Source organism: Fontibacterium abundans (SeqCode) (assembly GCF_965235095.1).
GTDB classification, from domain to species: Bacteria; Pseudomonadota; Alphaproteobacteria; order Pelagibacterales; family Pelagibacteraceae; genus Fontibacterium; species Fontibacterium abundans.
This window is the reverse complement of the sequence record NZ_OZ249405.1, coordinates 122,607-146,323: the sequence shown is the minus strand read 5'-3', so window position 1 is coordinate 146,323 and position 23,717 is coordinate 122,607. Positions and strand designations below refer to the sequence as shown.

Annotated in this window: 26 protein-coding genes; 20 read left to right on the top strand and 6 right to left on the bottom strand. The window is 32.3% G+C overall.

Translation table 11 applies throughout. From position 1 onward, the window contains the following. Positions 1-50: 50 nt before the first annotated feature. Both AC8GER_RS00835 and AC8GER_RS00830 read right to left on the bottom strand, forming a co-directional pair. The gene (locus tag AC8GER_RS00835; RefSeq protein ID WP_506598093.1) at positions 51-770 is read right to left on the bottom strand and encodes a TorF family putative porin; all 720 of its coding nucleotides are present in this window, start codon (positions 768-770) and stop codon (positions 51-53) included. A gap of 145 nt (positions 771-915) precedes the next feature. Next, positions 916-1,374 (bottom strand): Lrp/AsnC family transcriptional regulator, encoded by a 459-nt coding sequence (locus AC8GER_RS00830; RefSeq protein ID WP_506579607.1) that lies wholly within the window; start codon positions 1,372-1,374, stop codon positions 916-918. A 160-nt stretch (positions 1,375-1,534) separates the two neighbouring features. On the opposite strand from AC8GER_RS00830, the gene AC8GER_RS00825 reads away from it, so the two are divergent. From AC8GER_RS00825 to AC8GER_RS00805, 5 genes are all read left to right on the top strand, one after another. After that, positions 1,535-2,452 carry a sulfurtransferase gene (locus AC8GER_RS00825; RefSeq protein ID WP_506598092.1) on the top strand — a complete coding sequence of 306 codons (918 nt, stop codon included), beginning with the start codon at positions 1,535-1,537 and terminating at the stop codon, positions 2,450-2,452. A 115-nt stretch (positions 2,453-2,567) separates the two neighbouring features. Further along, on the top strand, positions 2,568-3,752 hold the full coding sequence (locus tag AC8GER_RS00820) for a YeeE/YedE family protein (RefSeq protein ID WP_506598091.1): 1,185 nt from the start codon (positions 2,568-2,570) through the stop codon (positions 3,750-3,752). A 10-nt stretch (positions 3,753-3,762) separates the two neighbouring features. Next, positions 3,763-4,743, top strand: a complete 981-nt coding sequence (locus AC8GER_RS00815) for a cysteine synthase A (protein WP_506598090.1) — start codon at positions 3,763-3,765, stop codon at positions 4,741-4,743. Then, a complete protein-coding gene (gene metX, locus AC8GER_RS00810; RefSeq protein ID WP_506598089.1) occupies positions 4,740-5,873 on the top strand; it encodes a homoserine O-acetyltransferase MetX in 1,134 nt (377 codons plus the stop codon). Before AC8GER_RS00815 ends, metX begins: the two co-directional genes overlap by 4 nt. A 4-nt stretch (positions 5,874-5,877) precedes the next feature. After that, positions 5,878-6,279: an OsmC family protein gene (locus tag AC8GER_RS00805; protein ID WP_506598088.1), complete on the top strand. Its 402-nt coding sequence runs from the start codon at positions 5,878-5,880 to the stop codon at positions 6,277-6,279. Here the strand turns inward: AC8GER_RS00805 and AC8GER_RS00800 are convergent. Beyond that, complete coding sequence (locus tag AC8GER_RS00800) at positions 6,276-7,577, bottom strand: O-acetylhomoserine aminocarboxypropyltransferase/cysteine synthase family protein (RefSeq protein WP_506598087.1); 1,302 nt, start codon at positions 7,575-7,577, stop codon at positions 6,276-6,278. The genes AC8GER_RS00805 and AC8GER_RS00800 overlap by 4 nt on opposite strands. Positions 7,578-7,805: 228 nt before the next feature. Between AC8GER_RS00800 and AC8GER_RS00795 the strand changes: the two genes are divergently transcribed. From AC8GER_RS00795 to AC8GER_RS00785, 3 genes are read left to right on the top strand one after another with little or no spacing between them, the layout of a single operon-like run. After that, a complete protein-coding gene (locus tag AC8GER_RS00795) occupies positions 7,806-8,111 on the top strand; it encodes a DUF1476 domain-containing protein (RefSeq protein WP_506598086.1) in 306 nt (101 codons plus the stop codon). Between the two features lie 8 nt (positions 8,112-8,119). Further along, on the top strand, positions 8,120-9,418 hold the full coding sequence (locus AC8GER_RS00790) for an NAD(P)H-dependent oxidoreductase (RefSeq protein ID WP_506598085.1): 1,299 nt from the start codon (positions 8,120-8,122) through the stop codon (positions 9,416-9,418). Beyond that, positions 9,411-10,175 carry an LOG family protein gene (locus AC8GER_RS00785; protein WP_506598084.1) on the top strand — a complete coding sequence of 255 codons (765 nt, stop codon included), beginning with the start codon at positions 9,411-9,413 and terminating at the stop codon, positions 10,173-10,175. Before AC8GER_RS00790 ends, AC8GER_RS00785 begins: the two co-directional genes overlap by 8 nt. On the opposite strand, the gene AC8GER_RS00780 is transcribed toward AC8GER_RS00785, so the two are convergent. After that, complete coding sequence (locus tag AC8GER_RS00780; RefSeq protein ID WP_506598083.1) at positions 10,172-11,116, bottom strand: 2-hydroxyacid dehydrogenase; 945 nt, start codon at positions 11,114-11,116, stop codon at positions 10,172-10,174. The two genes, AC8GER_RS00785 and AC8GER_RS00780, sit on opposite strands and share 4 nt — an antisense overlap. 64 nt (positions 11,117-11,180) lie before the next feature. Here AC8GER_RS00780 and AC8GER_RS00775 point away from each other — a divergent pair, with 64 nt between their 5' ends. Continuing rightward, a complete protein-coding gene (locus AC8GER_RS00775; RefSeq protein ID WP_506598082.1) occupies positions 11,181-12,311 on the top strand; it encodes an MBL fold metallo-hydrolase in 1,131 nt (376 codons plus the stop codon). Between the two features lie 43 nt (positions 12,312-12,354). Continuing rightward, entirely contained in the window at positions 12,355-13,422 is a 1,068-nt protein-coding gene (rlmN, locus tag AC8GER_RS00770) for a dual-specificity RNA methyltransferase RlmN (RefSeq protein ID WP_506598081.1), read from the top strand. A gap of 3 nt (positions 13,423-13,425) precedes the next feature. On the opposite strand, the gene AC8GER_RS00765 is transcribed toward rlmN, so the two are convergent. Beyond that, positions 13,426-13,716 carry a TIGR02300 family protein gene (locus AC8GER_RS00765; RefSeq protein ID WP_506598080.1) on the bottom strand — a complete coding sequence of 97 codons (291 nt, stop codon included), beginning with the start codon at positions 13,714-13,716 and terminating at the stop codon, positions 13,426-13,428. Between the two features lie 91 nt (positions 13,717-13,807). Here AC8GER_RS00765 and aroA point away from each other — a divergent pair, with 91 nt between their 5' ends. From aroA to AC8GER_RS00715, 10 genes are read left to right on the top strand one after another with little or no spacing between them, the layout of a single operon-like run. Then, complete coding sequence (gene aroA, locus AC8GER_RS00760) at positions 13,808-15,106, top strand: 3-phosphoshikimate 1-carboxyvinyltransferase (RefSeq protein WP_506598079.1); 1,299 nt, start codon at positions 13,808-13,810, stop codon at positions 15,104-15,106. Continuing rightward, positions 15,103-15,789, top strand: coding sequence for a (d)CMP kinase (cmk, locus tag AC8GER_RS00755; protein WP_506598078.1), 687 nt, complete (start codon positions 15,103-15,105; stop codon positions 15,787-15,789). The genes aroA and cmk overlap by 4 nt, the downstream gene beginning before the upstream one ends. Continuing rightward, the gene (locus AC8GER_RS00750; RefSeq protein WP_506598077.1) at positions 15,764-17,494 is read left to right on the top strand and encodes a S1 RNA-binding domain-containing protein; all 1,731 of its coding nucleotides are present in this window, start codon (positions 15,764-15,766) and stop codon (positions 17,492-17,494) included. The genes cmk and AC8GER_RS00750 overlap by 26 nt, the downstream gene beginning before the upstream one ends. A 58-nt stretch (positions 17,495-17,552) precedes the next feature. Beyond that, positions 17,553-17,891 (top strand): HU family DNA-binding protein, encoded by a 339-nt coding sequence (locus tag AC8GER_RS00745; RefSeq protein WP_029167474.1) that lies wholly within the window; start codon positions 17,553-17,555, stop codon positions 17,889-17,891. Further along, the gene (gene pyrF, locus AC8GER_RS00740; protein WP_506598076.1) at positions 17,888-18,574 is read left to right on the top strand and encodes an orotidine-5'-phosphate decarboxylase; all 687 of its coding nucleotides are present in this window, start codon (positions 17,888-17,890) and stop codon (positions 18,572-18,574) included. Before AC8GER_RS00745 ends, pyrF begins: the two co-directional genes overlap by 4 nt. Continuing rightward, positions 18,575-19,183 carry a phosphoribosylanthranilate isomerase gene (locus AC8GER_RS00735; RefSeq protein ID WP_506598075.1) on the top strand — a complete coding sequence of 203 codons (609 nt, stop codon included), beginning with the start codon at positions 18,575-18,577 and terminating at the stop codon, positions 19,181-19,183. After that, positions 19,180-20,418, top strand: coding sequence for a tryptophan synthase subunit beta (trpB, locus tag AC8GER_RS00730; protein WP_506598074.1), 1,239 nt, complete (start codon positions 19,180-19,182; stop codon positions 20,416-20,418). Before AC8GER_RS00735 ends, trpB begins: the two co-directional genes overlap by 4 nt. Next, on the top strand, positions 20,411-21,214 hold the full coding sequence (gene trpA / locus AC8GER_RS00725) for a tryptophan synthase subunit alpha (RefSeq protein WP_506598073.1): 804 nt from the start codon (positions 20,411-20,413) through the stop codon (positions 21,212-21,214). Before trpB ends, trpA begins: the two co-directional genes overlap by 8 nt. Then, entirely contained in the window at positions 21,211-22,152 is a 942-nt protein-coding gene (locus AC8GER_RS00720) for an acetyl-CoA carboxylase carboxyltransferase subunit beta (RefSeq protein WP_506598072.1), read from the top strand. Before trpA ends, AC8GER_RS00720 begins: the two co-directional genes overlap by 4 nt. After that, on the top strand, positions 22,094-23,383 hold the full coding sequence (locus tag AC8GER_RS00715) for a bifunctional folylpolyglutamate synthase/dihydrofolate synthase (protein ID WP_506598071.1): 1,290 nt from the start codon (positions 22,094-22,096) through the stop codon (positions 23,381-23,383). The genes AC8GER_RS00720 and AC8GER_RS00715 overlap by 59 nt, the downstream gene beginning before the upstream one ends. Here AC8GER_RS00715 and trxA read toward each other — a convergent pair. After that, positions 23,380-23,700, bottom strand: a complete 321-nt coding sequence (trxA, locus tag AC8GER_RS00710; protein WP_506598070.1) for a thioredoxin — start codon at positions 23,698-23,700, stop codon at positions 23,380-23,382. The genes AC8GER_RS00715 and trxA overlap by 4 nt on opposite strands. Positions 23,701-23,717 lie beyond the last annotated feature (17 nt).

Below are 23,717 nucleotides of genomic sequence, written 5' to 3'. Positions count from 1 at the left end.
ATTTAGAGACTTACAATCTCTAAATACTGAATAGTAATAATGTTATTTAATTAAAATACTTTCTTAGCAGAAAGTGTAACGTATTCTCTGTCTTTATTTAAATAAGTACCGTTGCTTCCATCTTTCTGCGCGTCTATGTAAGAAAGAGTAAAACCAATGCCTGCTATTTCTTTTAAAGCAGAAACTGTGATTGTTTCGCTTTCATACTCATATAATCCATAGCTAACCAATCCTTGAACTGGACCAAAATTATATGTTGCATTAAATTCATAGTAGCTTCCAGCAACTTCTTTTGTTGAGTTTTTGTATCCACCTGTATCATCAACGTAATAAGCCGCACCAAAAGTGTAAGGCTTTTTATCTGGAGCGATAGTAACTTTTGCATAAGCTTCTGAAACTTCTTTTTCAGATTTAATGCTTGCGCCAGGATATGTCATAATGATGTAACCTAAATCAAAAGTCGCAGGACCAAAAGATTTTGTAATTCCAGCATAGTAATCAATTTCTTGTCCACCAGCTCCTGTTACGTTATCTTGAGCTCCAGTCCAAGCTCCTAAGTATAGATTAAAATCTCCTACTGGATGAGTAAAATCAGCTCCTACAAATGGAGAAGCAGCATCTTTATTTTGATCGATTCCTCTAAAAATATACTGGCTAGAAACTCCAGCGTTGAATGTTAAAGAACCTTTTCCAATTTTAATTTCAGCATTTGCAGCTTGCGATAAAAAAAACAAAGAAGCAAAAGAAGAAAGAATTATTTTTTTATTCATTTTTTTCCTTAATAATTAAATTAGTTAATGGAAGAACTTCTATATAAATTTCATACTTAATGAAGATCTAAATGCAAATAACAGTAGTGTGTTGCTTGCATGACACGCTATGCATTTGAAACATATGCATTAGATGCATAATTGTTCAGACGTAATTTAATGGTAGGCTTGATGTTTGTTTTATTTCTTCCATTGAAAAAGAAGTTGCTACTGAAAAGATATCTATTTGATCAGTGAGTTTGGTATAGAACTTATTGTATTCTTCCATAGTTGGAACGAGTACTTTTAATAAGTAATCAATGCTTCCACTTAATCTATAAAACTCAACAACCTCAGGCATAGAGCTTATAATGCTTATAAACTTCTTGGCCCATTCCATATTGTGTTGATTGGTTCTAATAGAAACAAAAGCTACAGTTTTAAGATTAAGCTTATTACGATCTGCCACCGCAACCTTCTTCTTTATGTATCCCTCTTTATATAATTTATTAATTCTAGCCCAACATGGAGTGGCTGAAAGGTTCACTTTCTTCGATAATTCAGCAATTGGAATATCCGCATTCTCTTGGAGTTGGGATAATATTTTTTTATCTATCTCATTCATATAATTTTATTCTGATATAACTAGCATATTTAAAATAAAATACTAGTTTTTGTCTATTAAAAGCTAATTTTTAACTTATTTTTCTACATATATGGAATTAAACAGAAATAAATACTAAATCAGTTTCACATTAAAAAATTATTACAGAAAGAAATATAAAATGAAACTAATTAAAAAAGTTGTTCTACTTTGGGCTCTGTTATTTACGGCTCCAGTAGTTGCGGCTCCAAGCGATTTTTTAGTAACTACTGATTGGTTAGAAAAAAATCTTAACAACCCTAAACTTCGATTAATTGAAGTAAGTGTTGATACTGGAGTATACGAAAGAGGTCATATTCAAGGTGCAGTAAATTTTAAATGGCACACTGATCTAGTAGATCCTGTAAAAAGAGATATCGCTAGCAAAGAAAATTTTGAAAAATTACTTCGTCAAGCAGGCGTTAACAATGACAGCACAATTGTAATCTACGGAGATAGTAATAACTGGTTTGCTGCATGGGGCGCTTGGGTGTTTGATGTTTACGGAGTAAAAAATGTTAAATTGCTTGATGGTGGAAGAAAGAAATGGGAAGCAGAAAAAAGACCTTTAACTCCGCTTGCAACTAAAGTTGCTGCTGGAAATATCAAAGTATCTGATGCTAACAATGCTTTACGCGCAAGATTAATTGACGTTGTTGCAATTGTTAATAAAAAATCTGATACAGCATTAGTAGACATTAGATCACCAGATGAATTTACTGGAAAGATTTTTGCTCCAGCTGGTGTTCAAGAGACTGCGATTAGAGCTGGCCATATTCCAGGTGCAGTGAATGTTCCTTGGGGACAAGCTGTTGCTGAAGACGGTACGTTTAAATCTCCAGAAGAACTTAAAAAAGTTTACGCGGCAGTTGGTATTGATGGAAAAAAACCAATTATCACATATTGCAGAATTGGAGAGCGTTCTAGTCATACTTGGTTCGCACTAAGTAAAATCCTAGGTTACAATGTTAGAAATTATGATGGTTCATGGACAGAATATGGAAATTCTGTTGGTAACCCTGTAATTAATACAGCTGGAACTGTTTGGGGTGGAAAATAATAACTAATTAGCGAATTAAATCGCTACTTGTTATCTTTCTAGAATTTAGTAAATCTTTTCTATTATAAAATAGTGGCACACGTAGTGCCGCTATTTTTTTATTTTAGGAGTTAAAATGGCAAAAGTGAATTATCAGATTAATAGCAGTATTCCTGCTTTTAAAAATTTTTTAGGAATAGTTGTAATTCTTATTATTGCTTTCATTTTAAATTCTCGAATTGAAAATTTACAAGGAGGCACTGCCCTCTCTTTATCTTTGTGGCTTGGAATTGCCTTTGGTGCAGTTTTGCAAAGAAGTAGATTTTGTTTTTATTGTATAAGCAGAGATTTTATTGAAATAAAAAACGCTAAAGGATTATTTGGAATTATCGTAGCTCTTATTATTGGAACACTAGGTTATCATTTAATATTTGGTGCTTTCCTTATTGATCCAATAGCACCTCGTCTTCCACCAAATGCTCATATCGCTCCAGTTAGTTGGGTTTTAGTATTAGGATCTTTTAGCTTTGGTCTTGGAATGGCAATTGCTGGATCCTGCATTAGTGCTCAACTTTATAGACTTGGTGAAGGTCTCTTGTCTGCGTTATTTGCATTTATTGGAATTATACTTGGGTTCGTTTTAGCTTTTTTAAGTTGGAACTTTCTTTATCTTAAAGCTATTCAGCAAGCGCCTCTTATTTGGTTTCCTCATTATCTTGGATACAAAGGATCAATCGTTTTACAAATTACATTATTAATTTTTTTAGCTTTGTTACTTTTAAAATTTCATAAAAAACAAAAAGAAATAAATAAAATTCAAAAATGGTGGCAAATAAAATGGCCAACTTATGTTGGTGGAATTTTAGTTGCCCTAATTGCAACTGTTGCATTCTTAAGAGTATCACCTTTAGGCGTTACAGCTGAGATTGGAAGTATAGCAAGAACAAGCGCTAGTTATTTTAATATTTTACCAGCACGTCTTGAGGGCCTAGATGTTTTAAGAGGATGTTTAACGATTGTTAAAGAGACATTCTGGTCTAATAACGGCTTATTTATTTTTGGTTTAGTGCTTGGATCTTTTGCTCTTGCAATCTTCTCTGGTGATTTTAAAATTCAAATTCCTAAAATTAAAGAAAGTGTACAATCATTTGTAGGTGGAATATTAATGGGGTTTGGTTCTATGATTGCACTTGGTTGTACAGTTGGAACTTTATTATCAGGTATTATGGCAGCATCATTATCTGGTTGGATATTTTTAATATTTTGTGGAGCTGGGTTATATTTAGGCTGGTTTCTTAGAAAAAAATATAAACTTAATTAAAAAAACTTAAATGACTACAACAAGTTTAATAAGCAAAATTGGAAATACTCCTTTAATTTATTTAAAGAAGGCATCAGAGATTTCTGGCTGTAAAATTTATGGTAAAGCAGAATTTTTGAACCCTGGAGAATCTGTAAAGGATAGAGCTGCGCTTTATATTTTAAATGATGCCATTAAAAATGGTAAATTAAAAAAAGGTGGAACTATTGTTGAGGGGACCGCTGGTAATACTGGAATTGGAATTGCATTAATTGCAAAAGAACTTGGTATTAAAACAGTTATTGTTATTCCAGATACACAATCAAAAGAAAAAAAAGACACTCTAAGACAGTTAGGTGCTGAACTAATTGAAGTTCCAGCTGTACCTTATGATAATCCAAACAATTATGTAAAACATGCAAAAAAAGTTGCTGATGACATTGGCGGTTATTGGGGTAATCAATTTGACAATACAATCAATCAACAAGCTCATATTGAAACAACTGCTGAAGAAATTTGGACTCAAACCAATGGTGAAATAGATGGTTTTATATGTGCCTCAGGAACAGGTGGAACAATTTCTGGTGTTTCGATTGGTCTAAAGAAGCATAATAAAAATATTAAAATTGCAGTAAGTGATCCGCATGGTTCTGCTCTTTATAGCCATTTTAAAACTGGAAAATTAGTAATGAATGGCAGTTCCATCACTGAAGGCATTGGAACATCAAGAATAACTAAGAATTATGAGGGTGCTTTGCTTGATGATGCTTTTCAAATTAATGATACTGATGCTTTAAATATTGTGTTTGATTTGCTACGTGATGATGGATTGTGTCTTGGCAGTTCGTCTGGAATAAATGTTGCAGGAGCAACTGAACTTGGAAAGAAAATGGGACCAAACAAAATTATAGTTACAATTTTATGTGATGTTGGAACTAGATATGCAAGCCGACTGTTTAATCGTGAATTTTTAAAATCAAAAGGACTACCGTGTCCAGATTGGATTAAATGATTATTGATAAAAGTAAAATTAAAACCATAGATATAAAAAAACCTCTACAATTAGAGTCAGGTCAGGTTCTAGATAGCTTTACAATTGCCTATGAAACTTTTGGAACGTTAAACCAAAATAAGGATAATGCTATTTTAGTATTTCATGCTTTAAGTGGCGATCAATTTGCAACAGGAACTAATCCTATTACAGGAAAAGATGGCTGGTGGGTGACAGCAATTGGACCTAACAAGGCGGTCGATACGAATAAATATTTTATAATTTGCGCAAATGTTTTAGGTGGTTGCATGGGAACAACGGGTCCAACATCTGTTAATCCTAAAACTAAAGAATTTTATTGCAACTCTTTTCCATTAGTTACTATAAAAGATATGGTTAATGCGCAGGTTTTATTGCTTGATCATTTTCAAATTGAAAAAACTTTATGTGTATTAGGTGGCTCAATGGGTGGAATGCAAGTTCTTCAGTTTTGTTCGTCCTATCCTGATAGAACTTATTCTGCGATTCCAATTGCGTGTACAGCAAGTCACTCTGCACAAAATATTGCATTTAATGAATTATCTCGTCAGGCCATTATGGCTGATCCTGAGTGGAGTAATGGTGATTACTTAAAATTAAATAAAAATCCCAGAAAAGGATTATCCATTGCCCGTATGGCAGGTCACATTAGTTATTTATCTGAAAAAGGATTACAGGAAAAATTTGGAAGAAAACTTCAGCAGACTGGTGATTTTAAATTTACTTTTGATGCGGACTTTCAAGTTGAAAGTTATTTAAAGTATCAAGGAAGTGCTTTTGTTGATCGCTTTGATGCGAATAGCTATTTGTATTTAACGCGCGCTATGGATTATTTTGATTTATATCGTGAGAATAATGGTGTGCTTGCTAATGCATTTAAAGATGGAAAAATTAAACATTGTTTAATTTCTTTCTCAACAGATTGGCTTTACCCAACAAGTGAGTCAAAAAAAATTCTTATTGCGCTCAATTCAATTGGCGCTGATGTGAGTTTTGTTGAAATTATTACTAATAATGGTCACGATTCTTTCCTTCTTAATGAGCCTGAGTTTTTAAGAAGTCTTAAAGGATTTTTAGATTCAGCTTATGAATCTTTGAAATCAACTCATTAATTATATGTCAGAAATTAATAAAGATAATACCGTTACAGTTTCTGAGGTTGGCCCTGGCCCTTTTGTACAAAGCGTAACTGTTAGAGGACATAAGCTTTTTGCTGATGAACCATTATCTTTTCCTGAAGGAACAGATAAAGGCTTAAGTCCAAATGACTTTTTACTTTCCTCACTTGGTTCTTGCACTTCTATAACTCTTAGAATGTATGCTCGTTTAAAAAAATTACCTCTCGATAAAATTATTATTACTCTAAACAGAAATGAAAATGGGGATATTGATAGAAAGATTGAGCTTATTGGTAATTTAAATGATGAACAAAGAAACCGATTATTTGAAATTTCAAATAAGTGCCCTATTCACAAAGCTCTGACGAATTCTGTAAAGATTAATTCTAAATTAATCTAAATAATTGCAAGTGCCTGTTCAATATCAGCTAAAATATCATCTGGATGTTCAATTCCAATTGATAATCTTACATACCCTGGTGTAACTCCTGCTTTTAATTGTTCCTCAGGAGAAAGCTGAGAATGCGTTGTTGAAGCTGGATGGATTGCAAGACTTCTTGCATCACCAATATTTGCAACGTGATATAAAAGTTTTAAAGCATTAATAAATTTCTTGCCGGCATCTACGCCACCTTTTAATTCGATACCACACAAAGCTCCAAAGCCACCTTTTAAATATTGTTTAGCACGCTTTCCAACTTCACCATCGTAAAGACTTGGATAAATAACTTTTTGAACTTTGCTGTGTTTAGTCAAATATGAGACAACTTTTTCAGCATTAGAACAATGTTGTTTCATTCGTAAAGCTAACGTTTCTAATCCTTGAATTATTTGCCATGCATTAAATGGTGATAATGGCGCTCCTAAATCTCTAAGCAAAACAACTCGTGCTCTTATTATAAATGGAATGTTAGCACCTGTTAATTTTGGAACAACTTCACCCCAAACAGCACCACCGTAAGAAGGATCTGGCTCATTATAGAATGGTTGTCTTTTTTTATTTGCAGTCCAATTAAAATTTCCACCATCAATAATTACACCACCAATAGAATTTCCATGCCCACCAATAAATTTAGTAAGAGAATGCATAACGATTGCAGCACCATGCTCTAGAGGTTTGCAAATAATTGGTGAAGCAGTGTTATCCATAATTAATGGTATTCCAAATTTTTTACCAATTTCTGCAACTTCTTTAATTGGAAAAATTCTAAGATAAGGATTTGGACATGTCTCTCCATAATATCCTCTTGTCTTATCATCTGTTAATTTTTCAAAATTTTTAGGATCAATTGGATCTGCAAAACGAACTTCAATGCCTTGATCTTTTAAAGTATTTTTAAATAAATTTACTGTTCCACCATATAAATCAGTGGATGCAACAATATTGTCTCCAGCTTTACATAAATTTTGCACACAAAATGCAGACGCTGCTTGCCCTGATCCTACAGCTAGAGCTGCAACTCCACCCTCTAAAGCTGCTACTCTTTTCTCAAGAACATCTACCGTTGGATTCATAATCCTTGTGTAAATGTTTCCAAATTCTTTTAAGGCAAATAAATTTGCCGCATGATCAGTGTTATTAAATTGATAACTTGTTGTTTGATAAATCGGTACTGCAACTGATGTTGTTGCTGGATCGCTTCTATAATCTCCGCCGTGTAAACCTATGGTCTCTGGATGTTTGCTTGATGTAGTCATTTATTTTTTAGTTAAATAATTTTTATAGGAAATATAAGTTATTTAATGCTCTTAAATCAATAATAATTAAAATTACTTCCTTCTAAAAAGTAAAATTAATAAAAGTATGATTACAATAAGTAATCCTATGATAATAATGGCCATCCACTCATTATAGCTTATTTTTTATAAATTATCTAAATTAATAGCCACTTTATTGAATCTTTTTTTAAGTTTATAATAATTAATATGAATACATTTAAAGATAGAGAAAAAGGATTTGAAAAAAAATTCGCTAACGACCAAGAGGCAGAATTTAAAATAAGTGCAAAAAGAAATAAACTTTTAGGAAGTTGGGTTGCTGATATTTTAAAATATGATGAAGAAAAAAAAAAAAATTACATAGTTGAAGTCATAAAAGCCGATTTTCAAGAAGCGGGTGATGAGGATGTGTTTAGAAAGATTAAAAAAGATTTAGAAGGAAGTAACATTCAAGATGCAGATATTAGAAAAAAAATGTCTGAATTTTTAGAGGCGGCTAAGCAACAAATATAAATACTATAATGTATTTATATTCTAAACTTCAAAGTCTAAATAAAGATATTTCTATTTGTTTTATTGGATGTGGAAAATTTATTTCCATGTTCTTATCTCAATACAATCAATTACAAAAAATTAAAATTACAGCAATTGTTGATGTTAATATTGAGAAAGCAAAATCTAATTGCAAAAATAGTGGCCTTAGTCAAAAAACAATTGATCAAATTCAATTTACTAATTCTTTAGATGAGGCATTAAAAAAAGATATAGATATTTTTATTGAAGCAACAGGCGATCCTATTATTGGAACTGAACACGCGGTTAAAGTTATAAATAATAAAAAAAATATTATTATGGTGAACGTTGAAGCGGACGTTCTTTGCGGAAAATATTTATCAGATCTTGCTAAAAAAAATAATGTAATTTACAGCATGGCATATGGTGATCAGCCAGCACTCATTATGGAACAAATTGAATGGGCAAAACTTAATGGTTTTTTAGTTGTTGGTGCAGGAAAAGGTACAAAATATCACCCAAGTTTTGAATACTCTACACCTGATACTGTTTGGAAAAATTACGGGATGACGGATGAGCAGGCAAAGAAAGCTGGAATGAATCCTAAAATGTTTAATTCCTTTACGACAGGAGATAAATCTTCAATAGAAATGGCGGCTGTTGCAAATGCATCGGGACTTAAATGCCCAAAGAATGGTTTAACTTATCCGGCTGTTGGCGTTTATGATATTGCAAATAAGCTTATTCCAAAATCTGCTGATGGAGTTTTAGATTTTGAAGGACAGGTTGAAGTTATTTCTTCAATTGGTGAAAATAAAAATAATATTCCAAATGATTTAAGATGGGGTGTTTACATCGTCATTAAGGCTCAAAATGAATATTCAAAAAATTGTTTTAAAGAATATGGAATGATTACAGATAAATCTGGTAATTATTCTGCTATCTGGAGACCTTATCATTACATTGGTCTTGAGCTTGCGCAATCTATGTATGTGATTGCAATAGACAAGCGTGCAACAGGACAAACTAATTATTTCAATGCAGATGTTGTTTGCGTTGCAAAAAAAGACATTAAAATTGGTGAAGTATTAGATGGTGAAGGCGGATTTGCTGCCCGGGGTCGATTATTTACTGCAGAAAGAAGTATTAAAGAAAACCTTCTACCCTTGGGTCTTTCAAGTGGTGCGGTTGCTAAAAAGAATATAAATAAGGATGATCTTATCTATATGAACGATGTTGAGATCAAATGGAATAAGGAAGTATTAAAAGCTAGAGAGTATCAAAAAAATCTAATTATCAATGGATAACCCAAAAGAAGCATTTAAAGATGAACAATTTCTAGAAAGTCCCGAAGGAAGATCTATTAGAATTTTATCTGAATATGAGAAAGTAAAATCCTTATTTGAAATACATAAAATCATCGATACAATCACTTTTTTTGGTAGCGCTAGATTTAAATCAAAAGAACATCAAAATAATAATTCAGAAAGAGATTCTGAAAATTCAGAATACTATGAACAAGCTCGCACTCTCGCATTTAAATTTACTACTTGGGCAAAAGAATATTCAAAGCAAAGTAATCGATTTGTAGTTGCTACAGGAGGGGGGCCTGGAATTATGGAGGCTGCAAATAGAGGGGCGCTCGAAGCTGGTGGAAAAAGTATAGGACTTGGAATTAGACTTCCTGAAGAACAAAAAAATAATAATTACATAACTCCAGGTTTAAGCATGCAGTTTTATTATTTTTTTATGAGAAAATTTTTTCTAACCCAGCCTACCAAAGCAACGATTATGTTTCCTGGTGGCTTTGGAACACTGGATGAGTTAACAGAAATTTTAACTTTAAAACAAACTGGTAAAGCTCAACAACCCTTGCCCATCGTATTAATAGGAAAAAAGTTTTGGAATACCACTCTTAATTTTAACTATTTAGTTGAAAAAAAAGTCATCGGTAAAGACGATCTTAATTTATTTTTAATCACTGATTATGTTGATCAGGCCTTTGATTTTGTATCGTGCATTTTAAAAGAAAAGTGCTTGGATAATACACAACCACTCATTTAATATCCTCTTTTTAAATCTACTGATTTTGGAATTTTACTAGTCAGTCGGTAAAATTTAATATTTTTACAAACTATATTAGATGCAGTGTCCATGTCAGTGTGAGCTGAGATATGCGGAAGCACTGTTACATTTTTATGTTTCCATAAAATACTTTTCTTAGGCAAAGGTTCTTGTTCAAACACATCAAGTACTGCATGTTTAATTTTTCCAGAGTTTAAATATTTTACTAAGTCTTTTTCGTTAATAATTGCCCCTCTTGCAAAGTTAATGATGCTCGCACCTCTTTTTAAATAAGAAAGTGTTTTAGAATTTAGTAAATACTTAGTCTTTCTAGTCAAAGGTATTAGGCACACTAAAATGTCAGTTTTTTTTAGCATTTTTTTTAAACCTAATTCACCTGTAAACGATTTAACTTTTCTAATATTTTTCTTACCCCTGCTCCAGCCACAAACATTAAAACCATTCTCTATTAATTTTGCAGCAGATGTCGAGCCAAGTTCACCTAAGCCTATAAAGCTGACAACTTTTTTTGACGGTTTTATATAATCGCTCTCTTTCCACAATCTTTTATTCTGCTGAAGTCTATAAAAATGCATATCGCGATGAAGATATAAAACCCAAGATAATACAGCCTCCGACATAGTTCTGTTCATCTCAGGATCAACAAGACGAACAATTTTAACTCTCTCACCCTTAAAGATTTCAACTAATTTTTCTACACCCACCCAAACGCTTTGGATCCACTTTAAATTTAATAATTTTTTAACTTCAGTTGGATTTGGATTTGCAACAATAGCTACATCTATTTTTTTGTAATCTGATTTTTTTAAATTTGAGAATTTAACAATTCTTTCCTTTGGAAGCTTTTTCTTTAAAATTTTTAACCACTGATCGATATCAGCTTTTGGAAGCATGGATATGAATGGAACAATTGATTTCATTGGTAATATTTATTTAATATAATTGACAACAAAATAACATAAAATTAGTTTATCAACTAAATTCATGAATGCTTTTAATAACAAACGAAATTTCTTTAGAGTAGCAAAAGACAAATCTTTATCATTTTTATTATTATTACTTGCAAGTTGCACTTCAGTTCCTGTCACTAATAGAAGTGGTAAACAAGATCCGGAAACAGTCTTCAAAACAGAAGAATCTTACATCAGACCCTACCACCATTTACCTGATGGAACTTTTAGAAATCCTGAAGGAAGTATTGAAAGAGAAGATTATGAATTTCCTTGGTTTAAATTCACTAAAGAAAGAATGTCAATCAAAGTTAAAGTTCCTGAAGATCATGTTATTCCAAAAGATAAAGTTCTTCCAGATTTGGCAGCTTTAGAAAATGAAGATACTATCACTTGGATTGGTCATGTGACTTTTCTAATTCGATTAGGGGGTAAAACTATAATTACAGATCCTTTCTTCTCGCCCAATGCAGGTCCATTAGCATTAGGTCCAAGACGATATATTAATCCTGCAATTAAATTGTCTGAACTTCCAAAGACAGATTTATTGTTACTCACTCACAATCACTACGATCACTTAGATGAGGAGGCGACTAAAAACTTTCCACATAAAAAAGCGAAAGTATTATGTCCTTTAAAACTTTCGAAATTTTATAAAGATCATAGATTTAGAGATGTTAGCGAGATGGATTGGTACCAAGAAAAACAAGTAGATGATTTAAAAATAACTTTTCTTCCAGCAGTCCACTGGTCAAAAAGAGAATTATTTGACCGTAACAGAACTTTATGGGGAAGTTATTTAATTGAATATCAAAGAAAGAAAATTTTATTCTGCTGCGATACTGCAACGGGTGAAGTTTATAAAAAATTAGGAAAAGAGTACGGTCCAATTGATATTGCCTTTATAAATATTGGCGCCTATGAGCCTGTGGAAATTATGAAATACTCCCACGCAAATCCTGCTGAAGCCTTAGAGATTGGCAGAAATTTAAGAGCTAAAAAAATAGTAGGCACACATTGGGGTACTATCTTAATGTCTTTAGAGGATCCATTCGAACCACCTGCAAAATTCTTAGCTAATGCTAAAAATTTTGGTTATGAAGAAAAAGACGCTGTACTTTTTAAAATTGGTGAAACTAAAACAATTAATCAAATTTTAAGCTAAAATTTCAAAGTAATTTAATAAATTTCAAGTAAAAGTATTGTTCATGAGTTTAAAAAACTTCTTCGATTTTAACTTTCAAACTTTAAAACAATTTTTATTAACGGACCTAAGAATTGAAGAGAAGAAAACCTCCATGCGTGCAAAACAGCTTTGGCAGGCTGTTTATAAAAAAGGATTAGAAGAGTTAAATCACTTAACAACTTTACCTGTGGAACTTAGGGATGAATTAATTTCAAAAATAACATTAGAAAAACCTAAAATTGCAGATACGCAAACATCTGAAGATGGAACTATAAAGTGGTTAATTGAGTTATTAGATGGGAATAAAGTTGAGTGTGTTTTCATTCCAGAGAAAACTCGAGGCACTCTTTGTATTTCATCACAAGTTGGCTGCACATTAAACTGTAGATTTTGTCATACCGGAACCCAAAGACTTGTAAAAAATTTAGATTTTTCTGAAATTGTTAACCAAGTCATGATTGCAAAAGAACAATTAGATGATTGGAAAGAGCAAAAAATAATTACCAACATTGTACTTATGGGAATGGGTGAGCCTTTTTATAATTATGACAATGTTAAAACTGCAGTTGAAATCTTAAAAGATAAAGACGGTCTAAATTATGGACCAAAGAAAATAACAGTCTCAACGGCTGGTATTGCAGATAAAATTCCACTAGCTGCAAAAGAAATTGGAACTTATTTGGCCTTATCATTACATGCCCCAACAGATGAAATTAGAGAATTAATAATGCCTATTAATAAAAAATTTAAAATCAAAGATTTAATTGAGCAGTGCAAATACTATGCGGAAACCGTTAATGAAAAGATTACTTTGGAGTATGTGATGTTAAGAGGAATTAACGATAGTAAAGAATGTGCAAATCAACTTACAAAAATAATGGCGCAGTTCCCTTGCAAAGTTAATTTAATCGAATTTAATCCATGGCCTGGCGTTAATTATTTGCCAACGGAGAGAGAAGATATGGAAAGTTTTTCTAAAATTATTCAAGATGCGGGCTACGTTTCAACGATTAGAAGATCTAGAGGACAAGATATTTTAGGCGCCTGTGGTCAGCTTAGAACTGAAAGTGAGAGAAAAAAACTTAATTAAGTTTTAGTTATCTTGATCTTTTTCTAAAGTTTCTTCGATTTCTTTTTGATCATCTAAAGAAATTACCATTTCTTCAGCCTGATCCTCTTTAGCTACAAAATCTTCTCCATCTGCTATTGCATCTGGATCAATCTCTTTTTTTGCACTCACTGGTTTTACTGCTGCAAGTTTTGCAAATTTATCTTCGTAATTTTGAGTTTTTCCACAAGGACAAACGATTGGATTTTTATTGAAATCGTAAAATTTTTTACCGCACTCACAAAGTCTTTTGGTACCCCAGTTTTTTTTATCCAATGTAGCCTCTAAATATTGTTAAATTTGTCGATTAATTTTTGCTTGTATATAAAGTTTAATGTAATTATCAACTTAATAAAAAATCAGCAAAATGGATAAAAAATTGCCAAAATTTGTAGGAACTATCAACATCCCAGGCGATAAATCTATTTCACACCGAGCACTCATCATCGGATCACAAGCAACGGGAATTGTAAAAGTTTCAAATCTTTTAGAATCTGCAGATGTTTTTAGTACAATGAACGCGCTTAGAAAATTTGGCGTTCATATTGTTAAACGAGGAAAAGATTACTACGTTTATGGTTTGGTAGTTGGCGGACTTAGAGAATATAACGGCACGATCAATTGCGGAAATAGCGGAACCACAGCAAGATTAATGATGGGACTGCTTTCGACATATCCAATTACAATAAATTTTATCGGAGACAAGTCTCTATCTAAACGTCCAATGGCTAGAGTGATTAATTTACTTAGAGAATTTGGTGCAAATGCATTGCCAGAAAATAAAAATACAATGCCATTTAAATTTCTAGGCTCTTATGTTGGATTGCAAAATGATCAAAAATTAAACGTTCCAAGTGCACAATTAAAATCAGCTTGGTGTTTAGCTGCATTAAATACAAAAGGAATTTCAACATTAGAAGAGCGTTTTGAAACGCGTGATCATACTGAGATCATGCTTAAATATTTAAATGCTAATATTAAAGTTAAAAAATCAAAGAATAAAAAGATCATCTCTATCTTTGGAAAAACTCCAATTGATGCAAAAGATATTTCAGTTCCAGGAGATATTTCATCTGCAGCCTTCATGATCATCCTTGCGCTTATTTCTAAAAATTCAACAGTGATGATTAAAAATGTTTTATTAAATCCAACACGAACTGGGATCTTAGATGTTCTTAAAAAAATGAAAGCTAAGATTAAAATTAAAAATAAAAAAACTGTTTGCGGAGAAATCGTTGGCGATATTGAGGCTAAAAGTTCTAATTTAAAAGCAACAACAGTTTCTGAAAAAATGGCACCACGTTTAATTGATGAGTACCCTATCCTTTTTATTGCAGCTTGTTTTGCAAAAGGAGCTTCTAACTTTAAAGGAATAGAAGAGCTTCGTGTAAAAGAATCTGATCGGATTAAATCTATGGAAGATGGATTAAAACCATTAGGTGTTAAAATTAGCTCAACTAAAAGTTCGGTAAAAATTACAGGTACAAATTATTTTAAATTAAATAAAAAAATTAAAATCGATGCTAAGGGAGATCACAGAATTGCAATGTCATTCTATGTGCTTTCACAAGTTCTAAATAAATCATTCAAGATTAAAGACTTTAATTACGTAAAAACTAGTTTTCCAAGTTTTACTAAAACAATTAACACACTTAAAAAAAATTGAAAAAAAAAGTAAATAGATTACGAGTTGCAATCGATGGGCCAGCAGCCTCTGGTAAAAATACTTTAGCTAAGCAAATTGCAAAAAAATATAAACTTCTTCATTTAGATTCTGGAAAACTTTACAGATACTTTGCTTTACAAGTGTATCAGAGCAAAGATCAAAAGGTTAATTATACAAAACTAAATCAAGCTTTAAAAAAATTAACCCTTAAAAAACTAAAAGATAAAAAACTTACAACAGAACCTGTTACGAAAATTGCATCCATCATCTCAAAGAAAAAAAGAATAAGACAAATGTTAAAAAAGGTTCAACATGATCTTGCTTATAATCCACCAAAAAAATTTAAAGGATCCATTCTAGATGGACGAGATATAGGAACAGTGATTATGCCTGATGCTCATGTGAAAGTTTATCTAACAGCGAGCTTAAATGTCAGAGCGGTACGCAGATATAAAGAGTATAAAAAAATGGGGATTAAGACGACCTTAAGCAGAGTTAAAAGTGATATAAAAAAGAGAGATTACGAAGACACACATCGTAAGATTTCTAGCTTAAAACCAGCAAAAGATGCTGTATTGCTAGATAGTTCTTTTTATAATACAAAAGCCGCCTTCGTCGAAATAGATGAAGTGATAAGGAATGAAATTAAACGACTGAATGCGACAAAACATAAAAGCCTATAACAACGACTCATCGAGCAACGAATTCGCAGCTTTACTTCAAACAGATCTAGATAAACGAGTTACAGCGGAAAGTTCATTAGTGAACGGCATCGTATCGCGTATTGAAGAAAAAATTATTTTAATCGATGTTGGTCTAAAATCTGAAGGCGTAATTAATAAGAGTGAGCTTACAAGTGAAGAACTTGAGACTTTAAAAGTTGGACAAGAGCTTGAAGTGTTTATTGAAAGATTAGAATCTAAACACGGTGAAGTTATTTTATCTCGTGAAAAAGCAAAACGAGTTAAATCTTGGAACAGAATTCAAAAAGCGTTTGATGATCAGACCAAAGTGACAGGAACAATTAAGAGCAGCGTTAAAGGTGGATTTGCTTGCGAGATATTTGGAATTCAAGCATTCGTTCCATCATCACAACTTGCGGACGCGCCAATTAGAAATCCAAACGACTTTATTAATAAACCATTAGAATTTTTAATTATCAAAATTGATAACATTAGAATGAACGTGATTGCATCACGAAGAGTTCTATTAGAAGAAACTAAAAACGTTAGCAAAGATGAAGTTCTTGCGAAATTTAAAGTGGGCGATATCGTTAAAGGAAAAATTAAAGCGATCCAATCTTATGGTGCTTTCGTATCCGTTGAGTCTTTGGACTGTCTACTACATACATCTGAAATCTCTCACCTAAGAGTTTCGGCGCCTGAAGAAATTTTCACAATCGGTGAAGAAGTAACAGCGCAGATTATTGAAATTGATAATACACAAAAAAGAATGTCGCTTTCTATTAAAGCAATGACTCCAGATCCATACATTGGTGTTGAGAATAAATATAAAGTGGGTGAAGTTTATGAAGTTAAAATTTCTAAATTAACTGACTTTGGTGCATTTGCAGAACTTGATGCTGGCATTGCAGGATTAATTCATACATCTGAAATTAAACACTTAAACAAAAACGTAAATCCTAGAACAGTATTTAAAGTAGGAGATGTTGTTAAAGTTAAATTAAAAGAATTAGATTTAGAGAAAAAGAAACTTGTTCTTTCTTATAAAGATACACAAGAAAATCCAATTGAAGATTTCAAAAAACGTTATCCAATTAACACTGTATTAGAAGCTAAAATTGTAAATAAAAAAGAATTCGGATTATTCTTAAATACTGGAGATTCTGAAATCGATATTTTCATTCACTACAAACAATTAGATTATTCTGAAAGTTCAGATGCTTTAAATTCTTATAAAAAAGGTGACACTGTTAAATTTAAGATCATCGACATTAAAGATGATAAAGTTAACGGTTCAGTTAGAGCTCTATTGGATGATCCATTTGATGTATTCAAAGGTAAGAAAAAAGGAGATATTGTAACTGCAAAAGTTGCTGAGATTTTAGACAATTATATTAGAGTAAATGTGGGTGAGAAACGTTTCCCAGTTATTATAAGAAAAGCAGAAATTGCAGTTGAAAAAGCAGATCAAAGAACAAATAGATTTGCGGTGGGCGATGCATTGGATGCGATGATTGTTCTTTTAGATGAGAAAGAAAGAAAAGTGGAATTGTCAGTTAAAAAATTAGAAGAGAAACAAACTAAAGAAACGATTAAGAAATATAAAAACGTCGACAGCGGAGCAAGTTTGGCAGATATCTTAGGCCCTGCTATGCTATCTGAGAAAAAACCTAAAAAGTCTAAAAAAGATAAAAAAGAAGAGTAATCCCCTACAACTATAAAAAGATTGTAAGTTCAATCACTTACCCATAAAAATAGGGTCAATGAAGCGTTCCACTTTAATAAGTGATTTAGCCATCCGCTATAAATATTTAAACCATCCGCAGGTAGAAAAAATGGTGGAGCTGGTATTTAAACATTTAGCAAACGCACTCTCGCAAGATCAAAGAATTGAGATCAGAGGTATTGGAACTTGGCATGTTAAAACTAGAAAACCAAGACTGGCTAGAAATCCACGAACAGGTGAAAAGGTTCAGGTGGGCATAAAGAAGAATATCGCATTTAGAATGGCAAAAGATTTAAAATTTAGAATTAACTCAAATACATCTCCAGCAGAAATAGATAAAAAAATTGAGATGATGTACGACAATAAAAAAAAATGAAGAAACAACCTATCTTTGTTGCGGTTGATACCAACAACATCAAGCGTGCAACGCAAATTGTAAATGCAACGAATAAATATATTTATGGGGTTAAATTTGGACTTGAGTTCTTCTGTTCAAAAGGCGGACGTGAAGCTGTTAAAAAATTTAAAAACAAAAATATTAAAATATTTCTAGATTTAAAATTAAAAGACATTCCAAATACAGTTTATAAAGCAATTAAAAGTTTAAAAGACGTTAGTCCTGATTATCTAACTATTCATGCAAGTGGTGGATTAGAGATGATGAAAGCTGCAAAAAAAGCGCAAAGCGAGACAAATAAAAAATTAAAAATATTAGCAGTTACAATTTTAACGTCACTTACAAATAAAGATTTAAAACAAATGGGATCAAACTCAAATGTAGAATCTCAAGTACAAAAACTTGCACAAACTGCAAAACTTGCAAAAATTCATGGAATCGTTTGTTCAGCTCATGAAATAAAAAAAGTTAGAAAAGTTTCAAAGGATTTTGAAATTGTTGTGCCTGGAATAAGACTAACAAACAAAGTGCAGGATCAAAAAAGAGTAATGTCTCCAAAACAAGCATTAAAACTTGGCGCAACACATTTAGTCATTGGTAGAGACATCACTAAAGGAAATCCTAAAACTAATATTAAAAAAGTTTTAAACGCTTTAATTTAAATGCACCCAAAAATTAAGATTTGCGGCATGACCAATGCTGAAACCATTCAAACTGCAATCAAACATAAAGTCGATTATTTAGGTTTTGTATTTTATCCAAAATCACCAAGAAACTTAACACCGGATCAAGCAAAAGAATTGACTAAAAATATTCCGCAAAATGTAAAAAGAATTGCGGTACTAGTAAATGCAAAGGATGAATTTATAGAACAAATTAAAGATTACTTTGATTGCTTTCAATTACACGGTCATGAAGATGTAAAAAGAATTAAAGAATTAAAACAAAAATTTAACAAAGGAATTATTAAAGCAATTAGAGTAACCGATGAAGCAAGTGCTAGAACATTTTCTCAGTTTGAAGATGAAGTCGACATGCTAGTCTTTGATAGTCCGGCGATGGAAAAAACTGCAAAGTTTGATTGGGAAATTCTAACTAAACTTAAAATAACAAAACCTTATTTAGTTGCAGGCTCATTAAATATTAATAATGTGGATGAGATTTTAAAGTACAATCCATATGGTATTGATGTATCGGCAGGAGTAGAAAGTAGCGTTGGCGTTAAAAGTAATGAAAAAATTATAGAATTTTTAGACAAAGTTAAATCATGATTAGAATACAAAAAGGAAAACCCGTCATCGATCAGCATGATAAAAACTATATGTATGCTGGTAAATTTGGCGGTAACTTTGTTCCAGAAACACTTAAGAAACCCATCGATGATCTTACAAAACTGTTTAACAAACTAAGAAAAGATAAAAAATTTATCAAAGAACGAGATTATTATTTTAAACATTACGTAGGCACTCCCACTTCATTCATAAAACTTTATAATTTATCCCATCAATTAGGTGGTGCGCAGATTTACGCAAAAGTTGTAAGTGAAGCAAGAGGTGGAGCGCATAAGATTTACAATGCAATCGTTCATGCCCTTATTTGTAAACATGCAGGTAAAAAATACATCATTGGGGATACGGGCGCAGGTTACGCTGGAAAAATGCTTTCAATGGCCGCTAAAAAATTTGGGCTTAAATGTAAAATATTTATGGGCACCAAAGATATGGCAAGGCAAAAACCAAATTGTGATGCCATTCGTGCAAATGGTGCAGAAATTATACCAGTAGATTCTGGCAGTAAAACATTAGTAGATGCTGTTTCAGAATGTATGCGTTACTGGGTTTCAAATTGTGACACGACACATATGTGTGTTGGCTCAACGGTAGGTCCTAATATATTCGTTAAAATTTGCGCGTGGAGTACTGCACAAATTTCAAGGGAACTTATTGTTCAAATAAAAAAAGAATTTGGAAAAGTTCCAAAGAAATTAAAATTAATTAATTGTGTAGGCGGTGGATCTTCTGCAATTGGTTTTTGGAATTCATTTATGGATTACAATAAATCTCAAGTTGAGTTTATTGGTGTTGAAGCAGGTGGTCCTAATAATAGCAGACTGCATGCGGCACCTCTTACCAATAAATCTAAAATTGGAATATTGCATGGAGCTGCACAATATGTAGTGCAAGATAAAGAAGGACAAATTAGTAAAACGCAATCCATAAGCGCAGGCTTAGATTATCCAGGCGTGTCCCCTCTTCATTGCTTTTTAAAAGATGCAAAAAGAGCAAGATACACTTCTGCCTCAGATGAAGAAGCATTGGCTGCTTATAAATTAGTTGCAAGTATGGAAAAAATTAGACCATCGCTTGAGCCATCGCATGCATTTGCAACAGCTATAAAACTTGCACCAAAATTAAGTAAAGACACAATCATCGTTGTAAATTCCTGCGGTGATGCAAAAAAAGATGAATCAATTTTATTAAAGCGACTTGGTAAAAATCATGATTAACGAAAACATCACACTCGCATTTGAAAATTGTAAATTAGAAAAAAGACCAGCTCTACTTACTTATATTGTTGCAGGTGATAGCAATAAGAAGATGAGTTTAGATATTCTAAAATCAATTTCTCCATATGTTGATATTTGTGAAATTGGAATGCCACACAACACATCTGTTGCAGATGGTAAACAAATTCAAAACAGTTCATACCGTGCTTTAAAAAATGGAATAAAATTAAATGATGTATTTGAAATCGTTAAAAATTTTAAAAAAACTATCACTGCAAAGCCGACTATTCTGATGGGTTATTATAATCAGATCATCCAATATGGTGAAAATAAATTCTTAAATAAGTGTAAAAATATTGGTGTAGATGGGATTATTGTGGTGGATCTACCCTTTCCGGAAAATAAAGAATTTGCAGATAAATGTAAAAAACATCACATCAATTTTGTCCAACTTTTAGCTCCAACAACGTCAGATGAGCGTATGAAGCAAATCGTAAAACACTCGCACGATATGATCTATTACATCTCCATGTTATCAACCACAGGCGGAAAATTAAAAGTAAGCTCAAAAAAAATATTAAAAAATTACTTTAAAATAAAAAGAATTAACAAAAATAAGAACATCGTTATTGGCTTTGGTATAACTGAGAAAACTATCAAATCTTTAAGAGCGGCCGATGGTTTGGTTGTTGGCAGTCAATTATGTAAAGGAATTACAGACTCATTAAAGGCTAAGAAGAGCCCTGTAAAAACACTCAACAAAATAGTAAAATCATTAAGATCTAAAATACAATGAACTGGATTACAGATAAATTTAAACGGATTAAACCAAAAATTAAAAATCTATTCCGTGTAAAAATTGGCCCTGAAGGAAAATTGTGGGAAAATTGTTCTTGTGGTGCCGTTCTTTATAAACAAGATTTAAAAGAAAATTTATTTGTTTGTAATAAATGTAACAAACATCATCGCATCGAACCTAAAGAGCGATTTCAAATTTTATTTGATGAGGGACAGTATCAAGAAATATCTCCGATGCTTCCAGCAATCGATGATCCACTTCTTTTTACAGATTCAAAAAGTTATGGAATGAGATTAAAACAAGCTCGAGAAGACACGGGTCAACATGACTCGGTGGTGCTTGCGACGGGCAAAGTAAATAATGTTTATCTTGTAGCGGGTGCAATGAATTTTAATTTTATGGGTGGATCTGTAGGGCGTGCTGCAGGTGAAGCTTTTGTTGCAGGTGCTGAATTTGCTTATGCTAATAAACTTGCTTACGTTTTCTTTTCAACAAGTGGCGGTATGCGTATGCAAGAGTCTAATTTTTCATTAATGCAAATGCCAAGAATGATTGCAGCCATCAATTCTTTAAAACAAGAAAAACTTCCATTCATTTCAGTTTGTCTTGATCCAACAACTGGTGGAACTACAGCATCCATTGCACTCCTTGGCGACATTAATATTGCAGAACCAAAAGCACTGATTGCATTTGCAGGTGCTAGAGTTATTAAAGAAACAGTTAGAGAAGAACTTCCCCCAGAATTTCAAACCGCAGAATATTTACAAGAGAAAGGTCAAATTGATTTAGTCATACAAAGAAAAGATTTACCAAAAGTAATAAGTACTTTAATATCGCAACTTACTAATAAAAATAAGTACTTCAACAGTGAAATAAATGCCATCAGTGATCAACAACAAAGTCCTCTTGGATCAATTACTCAGCCTACATCCTAAAAAAATAGATCTATCTTTAGATAGAATAAAAATTCTTCTTCAAAAACTTAACAACCCACAAGATAAATTAAAAAACGTTATCAATTGCGTTGGTACCAAAGGCAAAGGCTCAACTTGTGCATTTTTAAAATCCATACTGGAACATCACGGTAAAACCGTGAACATGTATGTCTCTCCACATCTGCAAAGATTTAACGAACGGATCATCTTAAAAGATAAAGAAATTAGCGATGAATTGCTCAATGAAGTCTTAAAACAAACTATGGATACCATTCAAAAAAACAATATTAGCTTAACCTTTTTTGAGGCGACAACCTCAGCAACTTATCTAGCATTTCAAAAACAGCCTGCAGATTACACAATATTAGAGTGCGGACTTGGTGGACGATTAGATACTACTGCAGTTATTAATAACCCAATTGCACAAATCATAACTCCAATCAGTTATGATCACATGGAATTTTTAGGAGATACATTAGAGAAAATTACAGCAGAAAAATGTGGAATATTAAAACAAGACACGCAGATAATAATTGCAAAACAATCATCACCTGTTTTAAAGCAAATTGATAAAGAAACAGAAAAGAATAGTTCGCCAAGATTTATTTTTGGTGAAGATTTTCAAGTCAGTAAGGAAAATGGAAGATTTATTTATCAAGACGATCAATCTCTATTTGATTTAGATTTACCAAGTTTACAAGGCGATCATCAACTTATTAATGCTGGAACTGCAATTGCAGCGGCACAAAAGATTTTAAAAAAACTAGACACAAACAAATTAAATCAAGCCTTAAAGAATACAAAACACCGAGCAAGATTAGAAAAGATCACAAAGGGAAAACTACTAGAATACATTAATCCAAACAATCAACTTTACCTTGATGGTGCTCACAATGAAGCTGCAGCAGATGCGGTGCATAAATTTCTTGAAACTTTAAAAGGAAAAAAGATTTATATGATCCTTGGAATGTTAAATACAAAAGATCCAAAAGTTTTTTTAAAACATTTCTCATCCACAATCACTGCACTTAAAACAATCTCAATTCCAAATCAGGACAATTCTCAAGATCCAAAAGTTTTAGCTAAAGTTGCAAATGAATTTGGTATTAAAGCAAATACTGCAAAAGGAATAACAGAAGCTCTTCATGAAATTGCAAATGAAGATCCTAATGCAATCATCATCATTACAGGATCACTGTACTTAATGGGTGAAGTTTTAAATCTTAATTAGATCTTAGATAAAATCCAATCTTTGATTTGCTGTTTAGAAGATGCACCAACCTTAGTGTCGACTACCTTGCCACCTTTAAACAACAACATAGTCGGTATACCGCGTACTCCAAATTTTGTTGGAGTGTTTGGTTCATCATCAATGTTATGACTCCCAAATAAAACTTTATCTTTCAACTCATCTGATAACTCTTCAAGTAAAGGAGCAATCATCTTGCAGGGACCACACCATTCTGCTGTAAAACGTTGAACAAAAGGTTTCTCGCTTTTTAAAACGACTTGGTCAAAATTTTCATCTGTTGTTTTAATTGTTGTCATAGAATCTCTAAAGGTTG

Excerpts from the sequence above, each read along its gene's own strand:
- AC8GER_RS00835 (WP_506598093.1), bottom strand. The coding sequence starts at position 770 with ATGAATAAAAAAATAATTCTTTCTTCTTTTGCTTCTTTGTTTTTTTTA.
- AC8GER_RS00830 (WP_506579607.1), bottom strand. The coding sequence starts at position 1,374 with ATGAATGAGATAGATAAAAAAATATTATCCCAACTCCAAGAGAATGCG.
- AC8GER_RS00825 (WP_506598092.1), top strand. The coding sequence starts at position 1,535 with ATGAAACTAATTAAAAAAGTTGTTCTACTTTGGGCTCTGTTATTTACG.
- AC8GER_RS00820 (WP_506598091.1), top strand. The coding sequence starts at position 2,568 with ATGGCAAAAGTGAATTATCAGATTAATAGCAGTATTCCTGCTTTTAAA.
- AC8GER_RS00815 (WP_506598090.1), top strand. The coding sequence starts at position 3,763 with ATGACTACAACAAGTTTAATAAGCAAAATTGGAAATACTCCTTTAATT.
- metX (WP_506598089.1), top strand. The coding sequence starts at position 4,740 with ATGATTATTGATAAAAGTAAAATTAAAACCATAGATATAAAAAAACCT.
- AC8GER_RS00805 (WP_506598088.1), top strand. The coding sequence starts at position 5,878 with ATGTCAGAAATTAATAAAGATAATACCGTTACAGTTTCTGAGGTTGGC.
- AC8GER_RS00800 (WP_506598087.1), bottom strand. The coding sequence starts at position 7,577 with ATGACTACATCAAGCAAACATCCAGAGACCATAGGTTTACACGGCGGA.
- AC8GER_RS00795 (WP_506598086.1), top strand. The coding sequence starts at position 7,806 with ATGAATACATTTAAAGATAGAGAAAAAGGATTTGAAAAAAAATTCGCT.
- AC8GER_RS00790 (WP_506598085.1), top strand. The coding sequence starts at position 8,120 with ATGTATTTATATTCTAAACTTCAAAGTCTAAATAAAGATATTTCTATT.
- AC8GER_RS00785 (WP_506598084.1), top strand. The coding sequence starts at position 9,411 with ATGGATAACCCAAAAGAAGCATTTAAAGATGAACAATTTCTAGAAAGT.
- AC8GER_RS00780 (WP_506598083.1), bottom strand. The coding sequence starts at position 11,116 with ATGAAATCAATTGTTCCATTCATATCCATGCTTCCAAAAGCTGATATC.
- AC8GER_RS00775 (WP_506598082.1), top strand. The coding sequence starts at position 11,181 with ATGAATGCTTTTAATAACAAACGAAATTTCTTTAGAGTAGCAAAAGAC.
- rlmN (WP_506598081.1), top strand. The coding sequence starts at position 12,355 with ATGAGTTTAAAAAACTTCTTCGATTTTAACTTTCAAACTTTAAAACAA.
- aroA (WP_506598079.1), top strand. The coding sequence starts at position 13,808 with ATGGATAAAAAATTGCCAAAATTTGTAGGAACTATCAACATCCCAGGC.
- AC8GER_RS00750 (WP_506598077.1), top strand. The coding sequence starts at position 15,764 with ATGCGACAAAACATAAAAGCCTATAACAACGACTCATCGAGCAACGAA.
- AC8GER_RS00745 (WP_029167474.1), top strand. The coding sequence starts at position 17,553 with ATGAAGCGTTCCACTTTAATAAGTGATTTAGCCATCCGCTATAAATAT.
- pyrF (WP_506598076.1), top strand. The coding sequence starts at position 17,888 with ATGAAGAAACAACCTATCTTTGTTGCGGTTGATACCAACAACATCAAG.
- AC8GER_RS00735 (WP_506598075.1), top strand. The coding sequence starts at position 18,575 with ATGCACCCAAAAATTAAGATTTGCGGCATGACCAATGCTGAAACCATT.
- trpB (WP_506598074.1), top strand. The coding sequence starts at position 19,180 with ATGATTAGAATACAAAAAGGAAAACCCGTCATCGATCAGCATGATAAA.
- trpA (WP_506598073.1), top strand. The coding sequence starts at position 20,411 with ATGATTAACGAAAACATCACACTCGCATTTGAAAATTGTAAATTAGAA.
- AC8GER_RS00720 (WP_506598072.1), top strand. The coding sequence starts at position 21,211 with ATGAACTGGATTACAGATAAATTTAAACGGATTAAACCAAAAATTAAA.
- AC8GER_RS00715 (WP_506598071.1), top strand. The coding sequence starts at position 22,094 with ATGCCATCAGTGATCAACAACAAAGTCCTCTTGGATCAATTACTCAGC.
- trxA (WP_506598070.1), bottom strand. The coding sequence starts at position 23,700 with ATGACAACAATTAAAACAACAGATGAAAATTTTGACCAAGTCGTTTTA.